An 18,732-nucleotide genomic window follows, 5' to 3' on the forward strand; every position below is an offset into this window, starting at 1 on the left:
CACCGCAAAAACACTGCGAGGCGGCCTACCGGCCGGCCTGTATCTTCAAGCGTACGCATTCCCCTGTGGGAGCGAGCCTGCTCGCGATGAGGCCCTGTCAGTCGACATCAATGTTGAATGTAAGTCCGCCTTCGCGAGCAGACTCGCTCCCACAGTTGGATTTTTGGCGGGCATGACATAGAGGTCCACCGCCGATGCCCCTGACAGACATCAGGTCGGCTATCAGGCCGCCTCGCTTTGGCTTTTGATCTGGCTTTTGAACTTGATCTTGATCTGCCCCGTCGGAAGGCCGAGCGCAGGTTCTGCGCAGTGGGCACCGCGGCAAGGATGCCGCGGTAGCCGCCCCCGGCCATGGATGGCCGATGGCGGCGGGCCCACGGAGCAGGACCGGAGCGAGGGCATGCCGAGCCTAGGCGAGGCACCGTACGTCAGGGGCGAAAGCGTTTGGTTACTTGGCGCTTTTCCAAGTGACCCGCTGTAAAAGCGGAATCAATAGTAGCCGTTACCGCAGAAACGGATATGTACCCCGAACGGACTTCAGCCCAAGGTGTAACCGTTATCAACCTTCCAGTCCTGGCCGTAAACACCCCGAGCCCCCTGCGACAACTGAAAAACAATCACATTGGCCACCGCCGCCGCATCAAGAAAATGCCCCGGCAACAGACGTTTACCCAGGGTGTCGGCGACGTCGCCGAGTTCCCCCTCGCTCAACCCCAGGTTGTCCCACATCGCGGTGGCGGTCGGTCCCGGCGAGACCAGATTGATGCGCACATCAAAATTCGCGAACTCCACCGCAAGCGTGCGCGCCTGAGCCGCGAGTGCGGCCTTGCTGGCAATGCAAGCGGCCAACCCGGGAAAGCTCGAGCCGGTCAGGAAGCTCCCGACAAATACTACCGAAGCCGGGCTCGCCAATTCCCCGCGTAACGCCGCCAGGGTGTTCAACGCCCCAGCGCCGTTGACCGCCCACTGACGCTGGAAGGCCTGCATATCCAGGCTGTCGGCCATTTCGGCGACACCCGCGTTAGGCACCAAATAGTCCACGGGGCCCATCGCCGCAGCGCGCTCGGCCAGTTCGCTCAGGTCTTGCTGACTTGTGACGTCCCCGGCAAACCACTGCAACCGCTCGCCGTAGATCTGCTGCAAGGCCGGCAATTCACCGAGGGTCCGTGACATCGCCAGCACCTTGACCCCGCGCGGTAACAGCGCGGCGCACAGCGCAAGGCCGATCCCGGAGCTGGCACCTGTGACCACCGCCAAACGATCTTGAAACTCGGTTTTCATCATTTTCTCCTGGGCATCACGGATGCCAGCACTGGGGACGTAGCGAGCCCTATCTTTGAGCAGGAGACGAAAAAACGACTTGACGGCGATCAGGCTTTTAAAACGACGTTAGTGTTGTTGCAGCAGCGCCGGAGTGATCTCGCTGAAGCGCAGCAAGCGACCGCCCTGTTCAGCGGCAAGCTTTTCAGCGGCCTCGCGACTTGAGAACGACGCCAGCACCACGCCCATGGCGCCTTTGAGTTGGGTACCGACCACGTAGAAGGCGTCTTTTGCATCGATCAGATGGGCGTCATTCGGCGCGTTCCACGGGCTGCGGCCCATGTCATGGACATACAGTTTTGCATCGCCATGATGGTTTTCCGGCTGCAACCACCAGCCGATCATTTCCGCCGTGGAACAGAACTTCTTGATCCCCGCCCGCTCGACCACTTCGCCCTTGGGCCCGGGGAATCCGTCGATAATCATCCCGCAGACATGGCATTCATCACTGGGATGAAAGGCCGCGGCGGTGTCGCTGTAAGTGGCTTGCACTGGGTTGTCACAGGCCGTCAGCAGGAGGCACATCATCAGGCCCGCCACCGCGCGCATCGTCGTCAGATAAAACGCATTCATCGTCAACTACTCCAAAACCATCAAAGTGAAAATTCATGTCGCTCGGCGACGAAACAACAACCAGGCCGAACCCAATGGCACCGCCACCCACAGCGACAGGCATAGCCAGAGCATCGAGCCCGGCATCGGCAAATCGCTGCCAAGCGTCAGCACACCCGTGTTGCCGGCACCGGGTTCAAAACCGGAAAGGTTGATCAGGCGATAGATGTCAGCGGGATTGAGCAGCAGCAACCAGGGCAGCACTTTCGGGTTGAACTGCCCTTCGCTGAGCACCAACAGCGCCAGCAGGGCCAGGTCGAACACCAGCACGAAGAAGAACCACACGCCCAGTGCCAGCCCGGCCGCCGTGGATTTTTCGGCCGACGCACTGCTCAGCACATAGGCCAACCCCAGAAACCCCCAGCCCAATAACGTCGACGACGCCATGAACCGACCGAAGGCCCAGAACAGCAGGCTCAGTTCGACGTTGTCCACCAGCACCGCGATGGCCAGCATGGCGCAGCCGAAACCGATCAGCGTCGCCAGCGCCAGGATCAACCCGTGGCCGACAAACTTGCCGAGCAGAATCTGCCCGCGACCCAAGGGGTACGTCAGCAACAGCAGCAACGTGCCGCTCTCGTCCTCGCCGACGATGGCGTCATAGGCCAACAGCAACGCAATCAACGGCATCAAAAACGTCGCCAGACTGGCGAGGCTGGCGATGGTGGCCGGCACCGAGGTGAAACCCAACTGCCCGGAGGCCGCGGCGCCCAGCCAGGCGATGCCGATGGCCAGCACCGCGAACAACACACTGATTGCCAACAACCAGCGATTGCGCAAACCGTCACTGAATTCCTTGCGGGCCATGTTCCAGACAGCGTTCATACGGCCTCCCCGATTGGCGCCGCACCGGCCCGGCTCATGTAGTAGCGGTAAATATCTTCCAGCGACGGTTGATGGATTTCCACGTCGGCCGGCTCGTCTTCATTGAGCAGCTGGCGCAACAGCCCGAGCTTGCTGCCATTGAGTGCGGCCACTTCAAGACCTTCGACGCCCCAGCGCTCGGTGAGGTGCCCGGCGTTGTTCCAGCGTTGCTGCAAGGGCCCGGCGTGCTTGAGGCCGTTGGCGCGAATCAGCGTCGGCAACCCGGCTTCCTCGCGCAAACTGCGTAGACTCCCCAGTGCCAGCAGACGTCCCTGGGTCAGAATCGCGGCGCGGTTGATGTGCGCCTCGACACCGGGCAAGACGTGGGAACACAGAATGATGCTGGTGCCTTGGCTGCGCAGGCGATCGAGCAACCGATACAAGTCCTGAGTGGCGATGGGGTCGAGGCCGACTGTTGGTTCGTCGAGCAGCAACAAACGCGGCTCGCCGAGTAGCGCCTGCGCCAGCCCCAACCGTTGACGCATGCCCTTGGAGTAGGTCTTGACCCGCCGATGCGCCGCACCGGCCAGGCCGACTTCCTCCAGCAGTGCGTCCACTTGGGCGGACGCGGCGCCTTTGAGTCGCGCGAAATGGCGCAAGGTTTCAACACCGCTCAGCTGCGGGTAAAACGTCACGTTCTCCGGCAGATAACCGAGCAGGCGTCGTACGTGGGGATCGCAGGGCAAGCGACCGAACACCCGGACCTGCCCTTCGCTGGGCTGGAGCAGGCCCAGCACCAGTTTCATGCTGGTGGTCTTGCCCGCGCCGTTATGACCGAACAAACCCAGCACTTCACCTTCCGCCAGGCTGAGGTTGAGCTGATGCAACACGGTGGCATGCCCATAGCGCTGGCTGACGCCTTCGATGTCGATGACGTTCATGAGTTGGGCTCCTGGGTCAGGGGTTGAGTGGATGATTTCATCAGCGGATGGCTGTCCAGCACCCCCGGCGATTTCATCACCGGAAAGGCCCGTTGCACCCAGCGCAGCAACTCGATGCCGGGGCTGTTCATCAACAGTCGTACCTGCGGGTACAGCCAGAGCAGGCGGTCGACGTTGTCATTGGGTTCGTAGGCGATATCGCCGAGGCCGTCGTTGTTGCGGTCCCAGCCCAGGTAATCGCTCCAGTAGTTACCACGGCCATCCACCGACCATTCCTGCAAGCGGGTGGCGACGTACTTGACCTGCCGCTGGTTGCCGACAAACGCGTTGTCGGCGATGCGGTTGTCTTCCGAGCCGGCGGTGAGATGGATGCCCACGGCGCTGTGCTCGAAGTGGTTGTGTTCGATGCTGTTGAACAGCGAGTTGTAGATGAACAGCGCCTTGCCCTCGGCGCCGCTGATCATGCTGTCGCCGGTCGAGCCGTCGCGCACGTCAGTGACGAAGTTGTCACGCAAGGTTGAATAGGTGATGTAGTTCATCAGGATCCCGTAGTTCTGGTCCTGTTCGGAGCGATTGCCGATCACCGTGAGCTTGCGGCTTTGCATCAAGGCGTAGCCAGTGCGGGTGCGGCGGGTGGTGTTGCCGATCAGTTGGTTATCGTTGGCGAACATGTAATGCACCCCGTAGCGCAGGTCTTCCAGGGTATTGCCCTGCAGCAGGTTGCCGTTGGAGGTGTCGATGTAGATGCCATCGCGGGTGTCGCGCACCTGGTTGCCAATGACCTTGGCGCCATGCACGGCATACAGGTGAATGCCGTTGCCGCGATCTTGCGAACGCATCGCCGGATCACCCTGAATGCGGTTGTCGATCAGGCTCACATCCTGAGTGCCGTCGACCCAGATACCGAAGCCCTTACCCTGCAGGCGATTGCCTTTAATCACCGCACCATGGGCCTTGGGCTGGATAAACACCGCCGCATTCATGGCGGTGAGGTCGTGTCCCCAGTTTAGAAAGGTGCAGCCTTCGATGGCGACATCCGGCGCGCTGATGATCACACCGTTGCCCTGCCCCTCCCCCTGAAATACCGCGCCGGGCTCGCAGAGAATCTGCATCGGTTGATCGACACTGAACGAGCCCCGGTATTCCCCCACCGGCAGGTGCCAGCGTTGATTGGCGTCCACCCGCAGCGGCAACGAGGTGATGGGTTGCACCGCCAGCGCGCTGCCGGACATCAGCAGGAGCGCAAATGCAATGACCGTCACCGGGTTTCCCTTGCTATCAGTCATTGCTTCGCTCCTGTCGATGGGCAACGGTCAGGCCTTCTCGACCTTCATGCGGCCGACCATTTCCATGTGCAGCGCATGGCAGAACCAGCTGCAGTAGTACCAGTGCAGGCCGGCCTTGTCGGCGATGAAGGTGATCGACGAGGTCTGCTGCGGGCTGATTTCCATGCTCACGCCATGGTTGGTCATCACGAAGCCGTGGGTCACGTCTTCAATCTGGTCGATGTTGGTGATGGTCACCGTGACCTCGTTGCCTTGTTTGACGGTGAACTCCGGCAAACCGTAGGCCGGGGCCATCGAGGTCATGTAGACGCGGACTTTGTTGCCGTCGCGGATGACCTTGTTGTCGGTCTCCAGCTTGATCCCGTCTTTGGCGGCGATCGCCACCGTCTCGGCAAAAAACGGGTCGTTGCGGTCCCAGATCTTCTTGGTCTTGATCTGGTCGCGGCGGGCCATGACGCAGTCGTGGGGTTCGGCGAAGGCCGGGCCGTCATGCACCAGTTTCATTTCCTCGCCGGAGATATCGATCAGTTGATCGTTTTCCGGGTGCAGCGGGCCGGTCGGCAGGAAGCGATCCTTGGAAAACTTGCTGAGCACCATCAGCCATTGGCCGTCGGCCTCACTGGTTTCGGTCAGCGACGCATGGTTGTGGCCTGGCTGGTATTGCACGTCGAGTTTCTGCTTGATGTAGTTGACCTTCTCGCCGGTGTACGCGCGAATGGCCTCCTCCACGTTCCACTTCACCACCTGGCTGTCGATAAACAGCGTGGTATAGGCATTGCCGCGGCCGTCGTAAGTGGTGTGCAGCGGGCCCAGACCGAGCTCGGGTTCACCGACCACCACGTCGCGCGGGTCCTTGAATTTGTCGTCGAACAGATCGTCAAGCTTGGCGATGGCAATGATGGTGCAGGTCGGCGAAAGCTTGCCGTTGGCAATGAAGTATTTGCCATCAGGCGAGGTATTGAGGCCGTGGGGGTTCTTCGGCGTCGGGATGTAACGGGTGAATGCGCTGTCCTTGCCATCGGTTTTACGACCGTCGACCACCGGCACTTTCGAGCCATCCAGGGTGATGAACTTGCCAGCCTTGATCGCCGCTTCGATGCGCGGGATGTTAAACACCACCACCCAGTCGCGCTCGTTGCGCATCATGCCGCCCAGGTCGTAGGCCTTCTCCGAGTTGTAGCAGGTGGACGCCGCGTATTTGCCGGTGTAGTCGGCGTCGGTGTTGTCCAGGTTGCCATCGACAATGACCTGGAAGGCCATCTCCATTTTCTCGGCATCGATGGCGTTAAACATCGTGTAGCTGTTCTTGTCCTGCAGGTCGAAGGTGCTGCCGTCATTGGGGTGTGGAATCACGAATTCGGCATTGGCGAACACGTATTTTGTGTGCGGCACTTTTTGCAGGCGCAGCCCGTGAACGGCCTGCACATTGGGCACGGTAAGCATCTTGTCGCACTTCATGATGTCCAGACGGATACGCGCAACACGGCTGTTGGCCTTGTCATTGATGAACAGGTATTTGCCGTCGTACTTGCCGTCAGTCATGGACAAATGCGGGTGGTGGCAGTCGCCATTCTGGAAATGCGCGCTGTCGCCCATGATCCGTTTGCTTTCGTTGGTCAGGCCCCAGCCAGTGGCGGAGTCGACGTTGAACACCGGTACACGCAACAGCTCGCGCATCGACGGAATGCCCATGATCCGCACTTCCCCCTGATGACCGCCACTCCAGAAACCGTAGTACTGGTCCAGTTCGCCCGGCCCGACGTGGGTTTTGAGTTGCGCGTCCTTGGCCGCTGCCGCCCAGGTCTCACGGGTAAACACCGCGCCACCGATGGCCGTGGCACCGGCCAGTACCGCACCGGTTACCGCACTGGTGCCCAGGAAACCGCGACGACTGAGGCCGGTCGATTCCGGCACTTCAGTGGTTTTCTTGGATTCTGTGTCGTTCATCAGTTGTGTTCCTTGAAGGGATAAAAACGGTCGCAGCGCACAGGCGCTCGCGGGGTTCATTCCAGAGCGCTCACTTCCACGACAGGTATCAGTTGCACAGCGATGGGTGCCGGTTTGCCGCGCTTCTTGCGCTTGTTGATCAGCGGCGGACACTTGTTGTCGTTCTGGTAAGTCATCTGGCAATCGAGGCAGTAGTGGCACTCGTTGGCATTGATTCGGCCATCGGGATGAATCGCCTGGATCTCGCACTCCTTGGCGCACAGCTGGCAGGGTGTGCCACAGTCCTTGCGGCGTTTGAGCCAGTCGAACAGGCGAAATTTGCTCGGAATCGCCAGCGCGGCACCCAACGGGCAGATGTAGCGGCAATAGACTTTGCGGGTGAAGAGGTTGATGACCAGCAGTGCCACCGCGTAGAGGACGAACCACCATTGGCGGTCGAACTTGAGGGTGACAGCGGTCTTGAACGGTTCCACCTCGGCGAACAATTCGGCGGTGGACATCGACTCAAGGGAGAGGCCGAACAGCAGCAGCAAAATGATGTATTTGATGGCCCACAGCCGTTCATGCACCGCGAAAGGCAATTCGTATTGGGGGATTCTCAGCTTGCGCGCGGCTTCGTTGATCAGCTCCTGCAACGCACCGAACGGGCACAACCAGCCGCAGAATACGCCCCGCCCCCACAGCAGAATGCTCGCAGCGGTGAAGACCCAGAGCATGAAGATCAGCGGGTCGGTGAGAAACAGCTCCCAGCGAAAGTGATCGAACAGCGCATGGGCGAAGGTCAGCACATTGACCACCGACAGTTGCCCCAGCGCATACCAGCCGAGAAACACCACGGTAAAGACCAGGTAACCTCGGCGCAGCCAGTGCAGAAAACGTGGCCGACGCGTGAAGGAGTCCTGCAGGAACAGGATCGCCATCAGCAGCAGTAATGCGCTGCCGAGCACGGTGATCTGAAAGGATTTCTGGTACCAGATGGTCAACCACATCGGCCGACCGGCTTCCTCGAGGGCGGCCAATTCTTCGGCGCTGGGCAGTGGCCGCTCAAGGTATGGCTCGGGCAGTTGATAAGGCAGTTCGAAGCTGCTGAACGTGCCACTGAGCGGCCCGGTTTGACGACGCACCAGCAATTCCAGGGACCAGGGCGATCCCGGGTCGAACCGGGCCGGCTCGCGCACAATGAAAATCGACATTTCAGTGAATTCCGGCATGCCCTTGGCAAAGACGTCGGAGAGCCGCTGATGGTCCATGTCGCGAAAACTGATGACGTTGCCGAACTGGCGCAATTGCACCCGATCGAAAATCCCGCCGCGCACATACCCCGAGCCTTTATAGGAAAAAAGCCCACGACCCAGCACCACAATGGCCTGCTCGCCGGGCTTGAGGTCCTGCATAAGGAAGCGATATTGATTGTCGCCCAGCAGCGCACGGCCGATGGTCGGCGGATTCAGGTCGGCGGTGTAGAGCTCGATAAAGGTCTCATCCACCTGATCGGCGGCGGCGTTTTCCACGCCTTCGGCGTCGGTGCCCTTGAAGGCGGCGTCGACCTGGCCACGGGTCAGGTTCAAGCGGCGGATGGCGCCGTTGCCGGTGAGTTGTTCCCAGGTGGCGGGTTCGAAAAAGTCCTGGCGCACGGTGGCAGGCATGCGTGCCACACCGCCCGTGTCCTCGATCAGCTTGAGCGATACGGCCACGTCGTGGGCGGCGCGCATGATGACCTCGTTGACCACCATCGCCGTGACGGTAGCCCCGGCAATCGCATCGACGGTGACGGCCTTCGGGTCGCTGGAATGGCCGACGACCACCCGCTGGCTGACCTTGATGCCCTTGTACCTGGCACTGAAGCCGTGAAGTTTTGCCTCAGGAATGCCGATCAGCAGAATGGGCTCATGGTGCTCCAGCACATAGGCATCCTGAATCGCACCAGCAGTGTCGAGGATCACCTGGGTATTGATCGGCTTGCCCGAGTAGGCAGGAATGTCCACCACGTCCAGACTCTGGAACACATAGCCGAGCACCTTGCCGGCGGCGGACAGCGTGCGCACCTTGAACCGGCCTTCGGGGGCGGATACGGAATCGGTCTGAGGGAAGGTTTTCTCGATGCGCTGCTGCTCGATGTCGCCGTATTCCTTGGCTTGCACCGCCTCAAAGGTGGCGAGCATCAGCATTAGCATGACCACCAGCCCGACGCCCCAGGCGCGCAGGTTGCCGTGTATCGAAGGCGGATGGATTGTCATGGGCTCGCTGATTTCAAAAGGGCTTTCGGTCATGTTAGGGAGCGTTGCGCCCCCTGCCCTTGATTGAAATCAACTTGAGAAATTAGCCCATGAGGACAGGCGCCAATGACTCAAACCGTGCGTGAAAACAGGCCTTTTTGCTCACTACCCAGATAGGCGTCAAACGCCATCGCGGCACTGCGCATCATCAAGTGCCCCTGTGGTAACAGCACCAGTTCGTCGCAGTGGATCTGCAGCAGTCCGTCGCGAACATGCTCCTCCAGTTGGGACAAGGCGTCGGCAAAGTACTCGGTGAAGAGAATGTCATGACGCATTTCATAGCGGTTAAACGTAATACGGCCATGGCACATCAGGTCGCTGATCACTTCGCGGCGCAGCAAGTCGTCTGCGCTCAAGCGGTAACCGCGATGCACCGGTAGCAGGCCTTGGTCCAGACGCGCGTAGTACTGAGACAGCTCCTTGACGCTCTGGCTGTAGCTGTCGCCGACCTTGCCGATCGAGGACACGCCGAGGCCGATCAAGTCGCAGTCGGCGTGGGTGGAGTAGCCCTGAAAGTTACGCTGCAGGGTGCCATTGGCGCGGGCCAGCGACAGCTCGTCGTCCGGCAAGGCGAAATGATCCATGCCGATATAGACGTAACCGGCCGCGGTCAGACGGCGGATGGTCAGTTCAAGCAATTCCAGCTTGCGCTCCGGCGGCGGCATGTCGGCGGGACGAATCAACCGTTGTGCGCGAACCATTTCCGGCAGATGCGCGTAGCTGTAGGCGGCAATCCGGTCCGGACGCAGCGCGATGATCTTGCCGAGGGTGACGTCGAAACTCTGCACGGTTTGCAACGGCAGGCCATAGATCAGATCGACGCTGATCGACTTGAATTGCGCCTCGCGTGCCGCAGCAACCAGCGCATAAATCTGCTCTTCACTTTGCTGGCGATTGACCGCGGCCTGCACGTCGGGGTCGAAATCCTGAACACCGAAGCTCAGGCGATTGAAGCCCAACTGGCGCAGCGACCGGATCTGCTCGGTGCTGATGGTGCGCGGGTCGACTTCGATGGAAAACTCATGGTCATCGCTGTCATCCATGTTGAACGCCTGGTGCAGGCAATCCATCAGGTCCGCGAGCTGTTCACTGGTTAAATAAGTAGGCGTGCCGCCGCCCAGGTGCAATTGCGTGAGTTTACGGGTGCTATCGAACAAGGCCGCCTGCATCGCAATCTCAAGCTTGAGGTACCGAAGGTACTCGACGGCGCGATGGGTTTTCTGGGTAATGATTTTGTTGCAGGCGCAGTAGTAACAAAGACTTTTGCAAAACGGAATGTGGATATACACCGACAGCGGTTTCGACGCGCTCGCCTGGTTGCTCTCGCGGGCGGCACGCTGATAGTCGTCAACGGCAAAGGCCTGATGGAACTGTGGCGCGGTTGGGTAAGAAGTGTAGCGCGGCCCCGGGCGGTCATACTTTTCGACCAGGGCGCGATTGAAATCAAAGGAAGGCTTCATGATCAATCAACTCGCAAATGGGTTAACACCTCGCACCGCCCACATCCTTTTCAAACAGGTTGCAGATGGCATCCACTTCCGGCCGACCGGCAGGGAGAATGCTGATGAAGCGGTCCGACAACTCAATCAACCCCTCACGACTCAATTGCTCCAGCAACGGCCAGACCGACGAGAAATACCTGGAAAAAACCAGCCCATAACGTCTTTCGATGGCGCGTATATCCAATTCCAGATCACACGCCAGTCGCTCCATGACCATTTGCCTGATTTGCTCTCCCGCCTCGAAGCGCCAGCCTCGACACGTCGGCAATTGCCGCATGTCCAGTTGCTGCTGATAGCGTTCAATCTCGTCGGTGTTTTGCGTGTACAAATCGTCGATCTGGCTAATGGCACCCAAACCGAATCCAACATGATCGCAATAGCCGTGACGGGAGAAACCCTCACAGGTACGGCGCAACCGGCCTCGCTCCTGGGCGACGGCCAAATCATCATCGGGCCGGACAAACTGCCCCATACCGATGTAGTGATAACCCGCGCAAAGCAGTTGATCAAAGCAGATTTGGCGCATCGCGCCTTTATCGACCTGGCTGCACGGCGCTCTGACTTTGTCACCGGGCACCGGACGATAGCGCCGTGGTGGCCGGGCATAATCGAACACCATCAGCCGGTCTGGCTCCAGCTTGATAATGCTCGCCAGCTTCAACGCAAAACTGTCTGGCGTCTGCCAGGCATGGCCAAAACCCAGATCGACGTTGATGGATCGAAAACCAAAGGTCCGCGCCGCGTCCATGAGCGACTGGATCGGCGCCGGGTTCTGGTAACAGGCCACCGACCTTTCACAGTCGCTGTCGAAATCCGGAACGCCGATACTGACATGGTTGAAACCGTGGTCGCGCAGCACGCCCATGGTCGCCCAATCGGTTTGATAGAGGTCCACCTCGACGCTGTAGTCGCCGCAATCATGTAAGAGAAAGTTGAAACGGCTACGCAGGTGACTCATTAGCCGCCCTATGTGAGCAGTGGTGAGTGTTCCGCCGCCCAGATGAAACTGTTCCACCCGTTGCTGCGCATCCAGGTGGCAACCGACGAGGTCGATCTCCTGCTCCAGATGCTGGAGGTACTGCTCAATAACCTGGTGCTCGTCGGCGCTGTCACGAGGGGAACAAAAGGAAAGCTTGAGACTGGAGGGTAGCTGCACGTTCAAGGACAGCGGACGTCGCTTCTGGCGGCTGACGCGCAACGCGCGAAGCAGATCCAGTGATCCGATACCCTCATGGAATTTTTGCGTGTCGGCATGACAGTTGGGGTCGAGCACGCCCTGATCGCACCGGGCGACCAGCTCGCCGGGGTTGTAAAAGAAATCGAGCATGAAGGTCTCCGACACTGGCTGCGGATCGTCAGTGTCGGGGTTCAACGATCAATACGCCTTGATTTGCATCAAGCACAAGCAAAGTCTTGGAAGAACTGACTACCCGTCAAAGCCGATCACCAGGTCAGATAAAACATTCCCTTGGCCAGCAGCACGATCACGACCATGTGACAAAACAGGCTGCCGTGGATGAACTGCAGGTACCGCGGACTCATTCGGCCACGCTTGAACAAAAACATGGCCACCAGGAAGTGCAGCAGTACGCTCACGGCCACCGCGACTTTCAAGGCAAGCAATGTGCCTAACGATGAAGCCAATGGTGAGGCAAGGACTGGCAGGTAGCGCAGCCAGACCATGCCGAGCCCCGCACCGAACAATACCAGCAGCACCCACGGCATCAGCGAGCGCGCTCGCCGGCCGATGCCTTCCTCCACCAGCAACATGACCCTGGTGGGTAGCTGTTTGCGGATGCTTTCAAGGAACAGCACTTCGAAGAACACCGTGCCGATAAAGATCAGGGCGGCAAACAGATGCAACGTCAGAATCAGCGGATAGATCATGGAGGTGTCGCCTTGAGTCAAGGCAACCCGTTACGCACGGGTATGTCGATCTCTGGAGACTACAGAGCCGTCCGCTCCATGTGGTTGACATCGATCAAGAAAGCACAAAACCCACACTCACCGCACTCCATCAGTATCGAACGTGCAGGAGCGACCGTTCTTATCGTTGGTCGAGAGAAAAAACTGAAACCTGGGTCACCACTGAGTCAGCTGGCAAGGCAATACTTGTTTCAATGGACGTACCGAGTTGCCCTGCCTTGATTTAAATCAGACGAATCGACAACGAACGAACTCATCCTGCGTTATCGCTTCTCCAGTCTCGACGATGTCAGGGCGCAGCTGGGTTTGAAGTCGGGCGACCCGGTCAAACCCGAGCATGTGGACTAACCTGATGTTTTGATTTCAGCTGCGCCTCGTCCTGGCAATGACACCATTGCCTTTACATCAACCTGGATAAGCAGGTCTGCGATGTATCAGAACTTAGCTCTGCTTGCCGCCTTCCTCCTGACCTACAGCATATTTGCGGGGCGCTTCGAATCTCGCCTGCTCAACGGTCCTCTCATGTTCATGCTTGCCGGCCTGATTCTTGGCCCTGCGTTCCTGGGAATTCTGCAACCCCGGATTGACAAGGACGGCCTCAGGATTCTGGCAGAGCTGACATTGGCCATTGTTCTCTTTAGCGATGCGGCCAATGCTGACCTCAAGGTTTTAAGGGCGCACGAAGGGTTGCCGTTGCGTTTATTGATGATAGGTCTGCCACTGACCATGCTCAGTGGCTGGCTGGTCGGTATCTGGCTGTTCCCGCAAGTACCGCCATTGGAACTGGCCATACTGGCGACCCTTCTGGCGCCCACCGACGCTGCGCTGGGGAAGGCGGTGGTGAGTAATCCCAAGGTGCCCGCCCCCGTGCGTGAAGGACTGAACGTAGAAAGCGGGCTGAATGACGGGATCTGTGTTCCAGTGCTGCTGATGTTCCTTGCACTGCTGGTCGAAGAGCAGACGCAGTCGCCGCTTTCACTCGCGGTAGAGTTGGTTATCGAGGAGCTGGGCATCGGTGCAATCAGTGGTGTGGCGCTTACGCTCATTGCCTGGCTGTTGCAGCGTTACGCCGCAAAACACCATTGGCAAGCCCCCATGTGGTCGCAACTGACACTGCCGGGGCTCGCCATTTTGTGCTTTGCCACCGCGCAAACATTGGGCGGTAGCGGTTTTATCGGCGCGTTCGTCGGCGGGTTGCTCGCCAGTTTTTTGTTTACCGAACAAAAGCATCATCTGCTCGAAGCCAGTGAAGAATTCGCCAGCCTGCTGTCGGTCATCACGTGGGTCGTATTCGGCGCAATTGTGATCCCCTGGGCCTGGAACAATCTCACCCTGAACATCTGCCTGTATGCAGTGCTTAGTCTGACCGTGATTCGCATAGTGCCCGTGCTGATCAGCCTGACAGGAACCGGCTTTGATTTCGAAACCCGCCTGTTCATCGGCTGGTTCGGCCCACGCGGCCTGGCCAGCATCGTCTTCGCCGTCATGATATTGGACTACCCTCTAGAAACCAGTCGCACCTTGGTATCTGTCGCTGCCTGTACCGTTTTACTCAGCGTGCTGCTGCACGGCTTGAGCGCCAATCCATGGGTCTCGCGGCTGGCCGGTCGTATTCATTGATTATTGTCAGAAATGCCACGGTCTGCGGGTGTTAGCGTTTTACGAAAGCGTGGCTAAGCGTTTAGGGAGCGTGAGAATGGGCGCAAACATGATTGTTGTCAGGCAGCTCGTCGGCTTGCCTGTTGCCATTATGGTCGGGGTCTTGAGCCTGGTCGGTTGCGGCAAAGAGCCCGTGACCCTGGCTCGCCAAGCCCCCGATGTGACGGTCATGACGGTCACCGCCCGCGACACCCCGGTAACATTCGAATTCGTTGCCCAAACACAAAGTTCCCGCGAAGTTGAGATCCGCGCCCGGGTTGCCGGCTTCCTGGAGAAGCGGCTGTACACCGAAGGCGATTTGGTAAAAACCGGGCAAACGCTGTTCCAGATGGACCGTAAACCTTTTGAAGCGTCATTGCTGTCGGCGCAGGGCCAATTGGCTCAACAACAGGCACGCTGGGAAGTCGCCAAGGCTACGCTGGCCCGTGTCCGTCCCTTGGCGGCGCAGAATGCGGTCAGCAAGATGGATCTGGACAATGCTGTCGGTGATGAGCGTCAGACACGGGCTGCCGTGCTTGCCGCCGAGGGCACGGTTCGAACCGAACAGTTGAACCTCAGTTACACCACCATAGCCTCGCCCCTCACCGGCCTTTCAAGTTTTGCCAAAAAGCAGGAAGGCAGTTACGTCACGCCGGGTGAATCCGGGCTGCTGACCACCGTTTCACAGATGGACCCTATCTACGTCAACTTCAGTCTTTCGGAAAACGAGACGCTCAAGTTCCGCGACGAGATTGCGTCTGGACACCTTATATTTCCCCTGCGCAGTGAGTTCGTCGTAGAGGTCGTCCTGGCCGACGGCACCGTTGTCCCCGAGCGTGGCCGCCTGAATTTTGCAGCGCCTTCTTATAGCCAGGATACCGGGACCTTTCTGGTCCGGGCGGTGGTTGCCAACCCGACAGGCCTACTCAGACCCGGACAGTTCGTGCGGGTGCGGGCCATCGGGGCTTCCAGGCCGAACGCCATTACGGTGCCGCAGAAGGCCGTTCTGGAGGGAGCCAAAAGCCGTTTCGTCTGGGTGATCAATGCACAGGGCAAGCCCGAGCAACGGGTGGTCGAAGTGGGTGACTGGCATGGCAATGACTGGTTTATCACCCAAGGATTGCAAGCCGGTGAACGCATCGTGGTCGATGGTGCGATCAGAGTGACCCCCGGAGGGCCGCTGAATATCATCGCCCCCCCTCCCCCGGCAACCGAGACGACGGCAAAACCGACAGCCACCGCGTCGGTGCAAGACAGTGGGCGTCGCCCATGAGCATCTCTCACTATTGCATTGATCGTCCCATTTTTGCTTCCGTTATCTCGATCATCATCACCTTGGCCGGTGCAGTGGCGATGGTCAGTTTGCCGGTCGCCCAGTACCCGGATATCACACCGCCGCAGATTACGGTGTCAGCCACCTACCCGGGCGCGGATGCCCAGGTCGTGGCCAATAATGTGGCAGCGCCTATCGAGCAGCAGGTCAACGGCGCCGACAACATGATCTACATGAACTCGTCGAGCTCAGCGACCGGCAACATGACCCTCAATGTGTTCTTCGAGATTGGCACCGACCCTTCCCTTGCCCAGGTAGACGTGCAGAACCGGGTCAACCTGGCCCTGCCGCAACTGCCCTCCGCGGTTCAGAGCCAGGGTATTCAGGTGCAGAAGAAATCTTCGGCCTTCATGATGGTCCTCGCCGTGTACTCCGCAGGTGATCGTTTTGACAGCACTTATGTGGCCAACTACGCCAACCTCTACATTCTGGATGCGATCAAGCGTATTCCGGGCGCCAACCAGGCCAGTATTTTCGGCACACCCGACTACGCCATGCGGATCTGGCTCAAGCCCGACCGGATGGCCCAGTTGGGCATCACTGCGGCAGACGTGCAAAAAGCCGTGTCCAATCAGAACCAGCAATTTGCTGTCGGTCGCGTTGGCCAGTCGCCCACCGGCCAGGCGGTAGAGCAGTCGTTTGCCGTGACCACCAAGGGACGTCTGACCGAGCCGGTAGAGTTCGAGAACATCATTCTGCGCGCCAGCAACGAAGGGGCGGCAATCGTTCGTCTCAAGGACATCGGCCGTGCCGAACTCGGACAAAAAGACTACTCGCTGCGCAGCACCTATCAGGGCCGTCCGGCAACGCTGATTGCGGTGTATCAACAACCGGGCGCCAACGCCCTCGACGTGTCTGCTGCGGTTACCAAGACCCTGGCAGACATGAAGACGACCTTCCCCGAGGGCATCGAATACAAGATCGTAATGGACACCACCGCGTTTACCCGCGCCTCGATTTCCGAGGTGATATACACCTTTTTCGAAGCGCTGGTGTTGGTGGTCATCGTGGTGTTCATCTTTCTGCAGAGCCTGCGTGCCACCCTGATCCCGGTGCTTGCGGTGCCGGTGTCGATCGTCGGCACCTTCATCGGGATGTCGGCATTGGGCTTTTCAGTGAACATGCTGACGCTGTTCGGGATGGTCTTGGCCATCGGTATCGTGGTCGACGACGCCATCGTGGTGATCGAGAACGTCGAACGCAACATGCACGTCCACAAGATGACGCCCAAGGACGCCGCGAAAAAAGCCATGGATGAAGTCGCAGGCCCGGTGGTGGCCATCGTGCTGGTGCTGTGCGCGGTGTTCATTCCGGTGGCCTTCATGGGCGGGATCACAGGCCAGCTCTACAAACAGTTCGCGATCACCATCGCCATCTCTGTGGTGATATCCGGTCTGGTGGCATTGACACTTTCGCCTGCCTTGGCGGCCCTGCTGCTCAAACCCCAACACGGCGAAAAAAATGCTTTTTTCCGCTGGTTCGAGCACAGCTTCGAACGCATGACCGAGGGCTACTCGCGCTCGGTGGCCTTCATGATCAAGCGCTTCGTGATGGCGTTGTTACTGTTCGCCGGCATGATCGCGTTGATTCTGCTCATGGCGCAGCGCATTCCCAGCGCCTTTTTGCCGCCGGAAGATCAGGGGTATCTGCTGGGGGCCGTGATCATGCCCGATGCCGCCAGTCTCGATCGCACCGGCGAGGTGGGCAAAGTAGCCAGTGACTTCTTCATGAACGACGAGGCCGTCGAGGGCGTTGCCATCGTTAATGGTTACAGCCTGCTCGACGGCCAGAACAAGAACAATGCCGGCGCCTTTTTTGTCGGGTTCAAGGATTTCGAGGAGCGCTACAAGGACTCGGACACAATCAAGGAACAAAGCGCCCCCGCCGTCATCCAGAAAGCGGTCCATGCTTTTGCCAACGTTCAAGGCGGGATCATTCTGCCGGTGAATCCGCCGTCCATTCCCGGCCTTGGCACCACCGGCGGCATGGAGGTATGGATTCAGAGCAAGGGGGATGCCGGCGTCAATCAACTGGCAGAAATGGTCGGCACGTTTGTCGCCAAAGCCAGGCAGCGCCCCGAACTCGGCGCCATCACCTCCACCTTCAACGTTTTTTCCCGGCAGTTGCTGGTCGACGTAGACCGGGAAAAGGCAGAGTCGCTGGGTGTGCCGGTGGAAGAAGTCTATAGCACCATGCAAACCATGTTCGGCTCGCTCTATGTGTCGCAATTCAACAAATTCAGCCGGCTGTGGCAGGTGATCCTGCAGGCAGAACCAAGCTATCGCCTCAAGGCCGAGGACCTGCAACAGATCTACGTGCGCAACAAAAACCAGGAGATGGTGCCGCTCAAAGCCGTGCTGACCACCCGCTACGTCACCGGTCCCGACCTGCTGACCCGTTTCAATAACTTCCCCGCAGTCAAACTCACCGCCAACGCAGCCCCCGGTTACAGCTCCGGCCAGGCACTCAAGGCGCTGGAAGAAATAAGCGCTGAAATCATGACCAACGACTACGCCCTGGCCTTGAGTGGTGAAGCCTTCGAGGAGAAAAAAAGCGGCGGAGCCTCGTCCCGGGTGTTCATCTTCGGCCTGATTATGGTGTTCCTGATCCTGGCGGCTCAATACGAGAAATGGTCACTGCCTGTCGGGGTGCTGCTGGCGGTGCCCTTTGCATTGTTCGGTGCGCTGCTGGCTGTGCTGATCCGTGGGTTGAGCAATGACGTTTATTTCCAGATCGGCTTGACCATGCTGGTGGCCCTGGCCGCCAAGAACGCCATCCTGATTTTCGAGTTTGCGGTACTGAACCGCGAAAGCGGCATGTCTGCCTACGATGCCGCCATGACCGCCGCCAAGGAGCGCTTGCGCCCGATTGTGATGACATCCCTGGCGTTTATTCTTGGCTGCGTCCCGCTGGCCATTGCCGTCGGTGCATCCGAAAACAGTCGCCACTCCATCGGCACCGGGGTCATTGGCGGGATGCTGGCGGCGACAGTCATCGCAATCTTCTTTATCCCGCTGTTTTACTACCTGGTCGAACGGTTGACCGAGAAAAAAGGCACGGTCAAGCAGACCACTCAACCACCGCCGTCTACGTCGACCGGGGAGATTCCCGGCGGCGCTGCGCAACACCGACATGAGGGGGATTGAG

The 18,732-nt window shown here is 59.2% G+C and carries 13 protein-coding genes; 3 read left to right on the forward strand and 10 right to left on the reverse strand.

From position 1 onward, the window contains the following. Positions 1-537: 537 nt before the first annotated feature. The 10 genes from AB4N91_RS12410 to AB4N91_RS12455 all read right to left on the reverse strand — a co-directional run bounded on the left by AB4N91_RS12410 (position 538) and on the right by AB4N91_RS12455 (position 12,575). Positions 538-1,281: an SDR family NAD(P)-dependent oxidoreductase gene (locus AB4N91_RS12410; RefSeq protein ID WP_010460150.1), complete on the reverse strand. Its 744-nt coding sequence runs from the start codon at positions 1,279-1,281 to the stop codon at positions 538-540. Between the two features lie 108 nt (positions 1,282-1,389). Then, positions 1,390-1,893, reverse strand: coding sequence for a nitrous oxide reductase accessory protein NosL (locus AB4N91_RS12415; RefSeq protein WP_010460147.1), 504 nt, complete (start codon positions 1,891-1,893; stop codon positions 1,390-1,392). Positions 1,894-1,926: 33 nt separating this feature from the next. Further along, positions 1,927-2,757, reverse strand: a complete 831-nt coding sequence (locus AB4N91_RS12420) for an ABC transporter permease (protein WP_460112499.1) — start codon at positions 2,755-2,757, stop codon at positions 1,927-1,929. Continuing rightward, a complete protein-coding gene (locus AB4N91_RS12425) occupies positions 2,754-3,677 on the reverse strand; it encodes an ABC transporter ATP-binding protein (protein ID WP_010460143.1) in 924 nt (307 codons plus the stop codon). The genes AB4N91_RS12420 and AB4N91_RS12425 overlap by 4 nt, the downstream gene beginning before the upstream one ends. After that, positions 3,674-4,963 (reverse strand): nitrous oxide reductase family maturation protein NosD, encoded by a 1,290-nt coding sequence (locus AB4N91_RS12430; protein ID WP_077748417.1) that lies wholly within the window; start codon positions 4,961-4,963, stop codon positions 3,674-3,676. The genes AB4N91_RS12425 and AB4N91_RS12430 overlap by 4 nt, the downstream gene beginning before the upstream one ends. Positions 4,964-4,990: 27 nt before the next feature. Further along, complete coding sequence (nosZ, locus tag AB4N91_RS12435) at positions 4,991-6,913, reverse strand: TAT-dependent nitrous-oxide reductase (protein WP_370655154.1); 1,923 nt, start codon at positions 6,911-6,913, stop codon at positions 4,991-4,993. A gap of 53 nt (positions 6,914-6,966) precedes the next feature. Then, complete coding sequence (gene nosR, locus AB4N91_RS12440; RefSeq protein ID WP_154911728.1) at positions 6,967-9,180, reverse strand: transcriptional regulator NosR; 2,214 nt, start codon at positions 9,178-9,180, stop codon at positions 6,967-6,969. A 77-nt stretch (positions 9,181-9,257) separates the two neighbouring features. Beyond that, complete coding sequence (gene hemN / locus AB4N91_RS12445; RefSeq protein WP_083376785.1) at positions 9,258-10,646, reverse strand: oxygen-independent coproporphyrinogen III oxidase; 1,389 nt, start codon at positions 10,644-10,646, stop codon at positions 9,258-9,260. A 22-nt stretch (positions 10,647-10,668) separates the two neighbouring features. Next, positions 10,669-12,015 (reverse strand): oxygen-independent coproporphyrinogen III oxidase, encoded by a 1,347-nt coding sequence (locus AB4N91_RS12450; protein ID WP_102593711.1) that lies wholly within the window; start codon positions 12,013-12,015, stop codon positions 10,669-10,671. A 116-nt stretch (positions 12,016-12,131) separates the two neighbouring features. Beyond that, positions 12,132-12,575 (reverse strand): CopD family copper resistance protein, encoded by a 444-nt coding sequence (locus tag AB4N91_RS12455; RefSeq protein ID WP_083376787.1) that lies wholly within the window; start codon positions 12,573-12,575, stop codon positions 12,132-12,134. A 468-nt stretch (positions 12,576-13,043) separates the two neighbouring features. Here AB4N91_RS12455 and AB4N91_RS12460 point away from each other — a divergent pair, with 468 nt between their 5' ends. The 3 genes from AB4N91_RS12460 (at position 13,044) to AB4N91_RS12470 (ending at position 18,731) form a co-directional block, all read left to right on the forward strand. Next, positions 13,044-14,234, forward strand: a complete 1,191-nt coding sequence (locus AB4N91_RS12460; RefSeq protein WP_010460127.1) for a cation:proton antiporter — start codon at positions 13,044-13,046, stop codon at positions 14,232-14,234. A gap of 208 nt (positions 14,235-14,442) precedes the next feature. After that, complete coding sequence (locus AB4N91_RS12465) at positions 14,443-15,525, forward strand: efflux RND transporter periplasmic adaptor subunit (protein ID WP_371857840.1); 1,083 nt, start codon at positions 14,443-14,445, stop codon at positions 15,523-15,525. Continuing rightward, positions 15,522-18,731 carry an efflux RND transporter permease subunit gene (locus tag AB4N91_RS12470; protein ID WP_010460123.1) on the forward strand — a complete coding sequence of 1,070 codons (3,210 nt, stop codon included), beginning with the start codon at positions 15,522-15,524 and terminating at the stop codon, positions 18,729-18,731. The genes AB4N91_RS12465 and AB4N91_RS12470 overlap by 4 nt, the downstream gene beginning before the upstream one ends. Position 18,732: the final 1 nt, after the last annotated feature.

This window comes from Pseudomonas sp. H3_D04 (assembly GCF_054669175.1).

What these genes read in the sequence shown, in the direction of transcription:
- AB4N91_RS12470 (WP_010460123.1), top strand. Translation starts at nt 15,522, where the DNA reads ATGAGCATCTCTCACTATTGCATTGATCGTCCCATTTTTGCTTCCGTT.
- AB4N91_RS12460 (WP_010460127.1), top strand. Translation starts at nt 13,044, where the DNA reads ATGTATCAGAACTTAGCTCTGCTTGCCGCCTTCCTCCTGACCTACAGC.
- hemN (WP_083376785.1), bottom strand. Translation starts at nt 10,646, where the DNA reads ATGAAGCCTTCCTTTGATTTCAATCGCGCCCTGGTCGAAAAGTATGAC.
- AB4N91_RS12455 (WP_083376787.1), bottom strand. Translation starts at nt 12,575, where the DNA reads ATGATCTATCCGCTGATTCTGACGTTGCATCTGTTTGCCGCCCTGATC.
- nosR (WP_154911728.1), bottom strand. Translation starts at nt 9,180, where the DNA reads ATGACCGAAAGCCCTTTTGAAATCAGCGAGCCCATGACAATCCATCCG.
- AB4N91_RS12415 (WP_010460147.1), bottom strand. Translation starts at nt 1,893, where the DNA reads ATGAATGCGTTTTATCTGACGACGATGCGCGCGGTGGCGGGCCTGATG.
- AB4N91_RS12450 (WP_102593711.1), bottom strand. Translation starts at nt 12,015, where the DNA reads ATGCTCGATTTCTTTTACAACCCCGGCGAGCTGGTCGCCCGGTGCGAT.
- AB4N91_RS12420 (WP_460112499.1), bottom strand. Translation starts at nt 2,757, where the DNA reads ATGAACGCTGTCTGGAACATGGCCCGCAAGGAATTCAGTGACGGTTTG.
- AB4N91_RS12465 (WP_371857840.1), top strand. Translation starts at nt 14,443, where the DNA reads ATGACGGTCACCGCCCGCGACACCCCGGTAACATTCGAATTCGTTGCC.
- AB4N91_RS12430 (WP_077748417.1), bottom strand. Translation starts at nt 4,963, where the DNA reads ATGACTGATAGCAAGGGAAACCCGGTGACGGTCATTGCATTTGCGCTC.
- AB4N91_RS12410 (WP_010460150.1), bottom strand. Translation starts at nt 1,281, where the DNA reads ATGAAAACCGAGTTTCAAGATCGTTTGGCGGTGGTCACAGGTGCCAGC.
- AB4N91_RS12425 (WP_010460143.1), bottom strand. Translation starts at nt 3,677, where the DNA reads ATGAACGTCATCGACATCGAAGGCGTCAGCCAGCGCTATGGGCATGCC.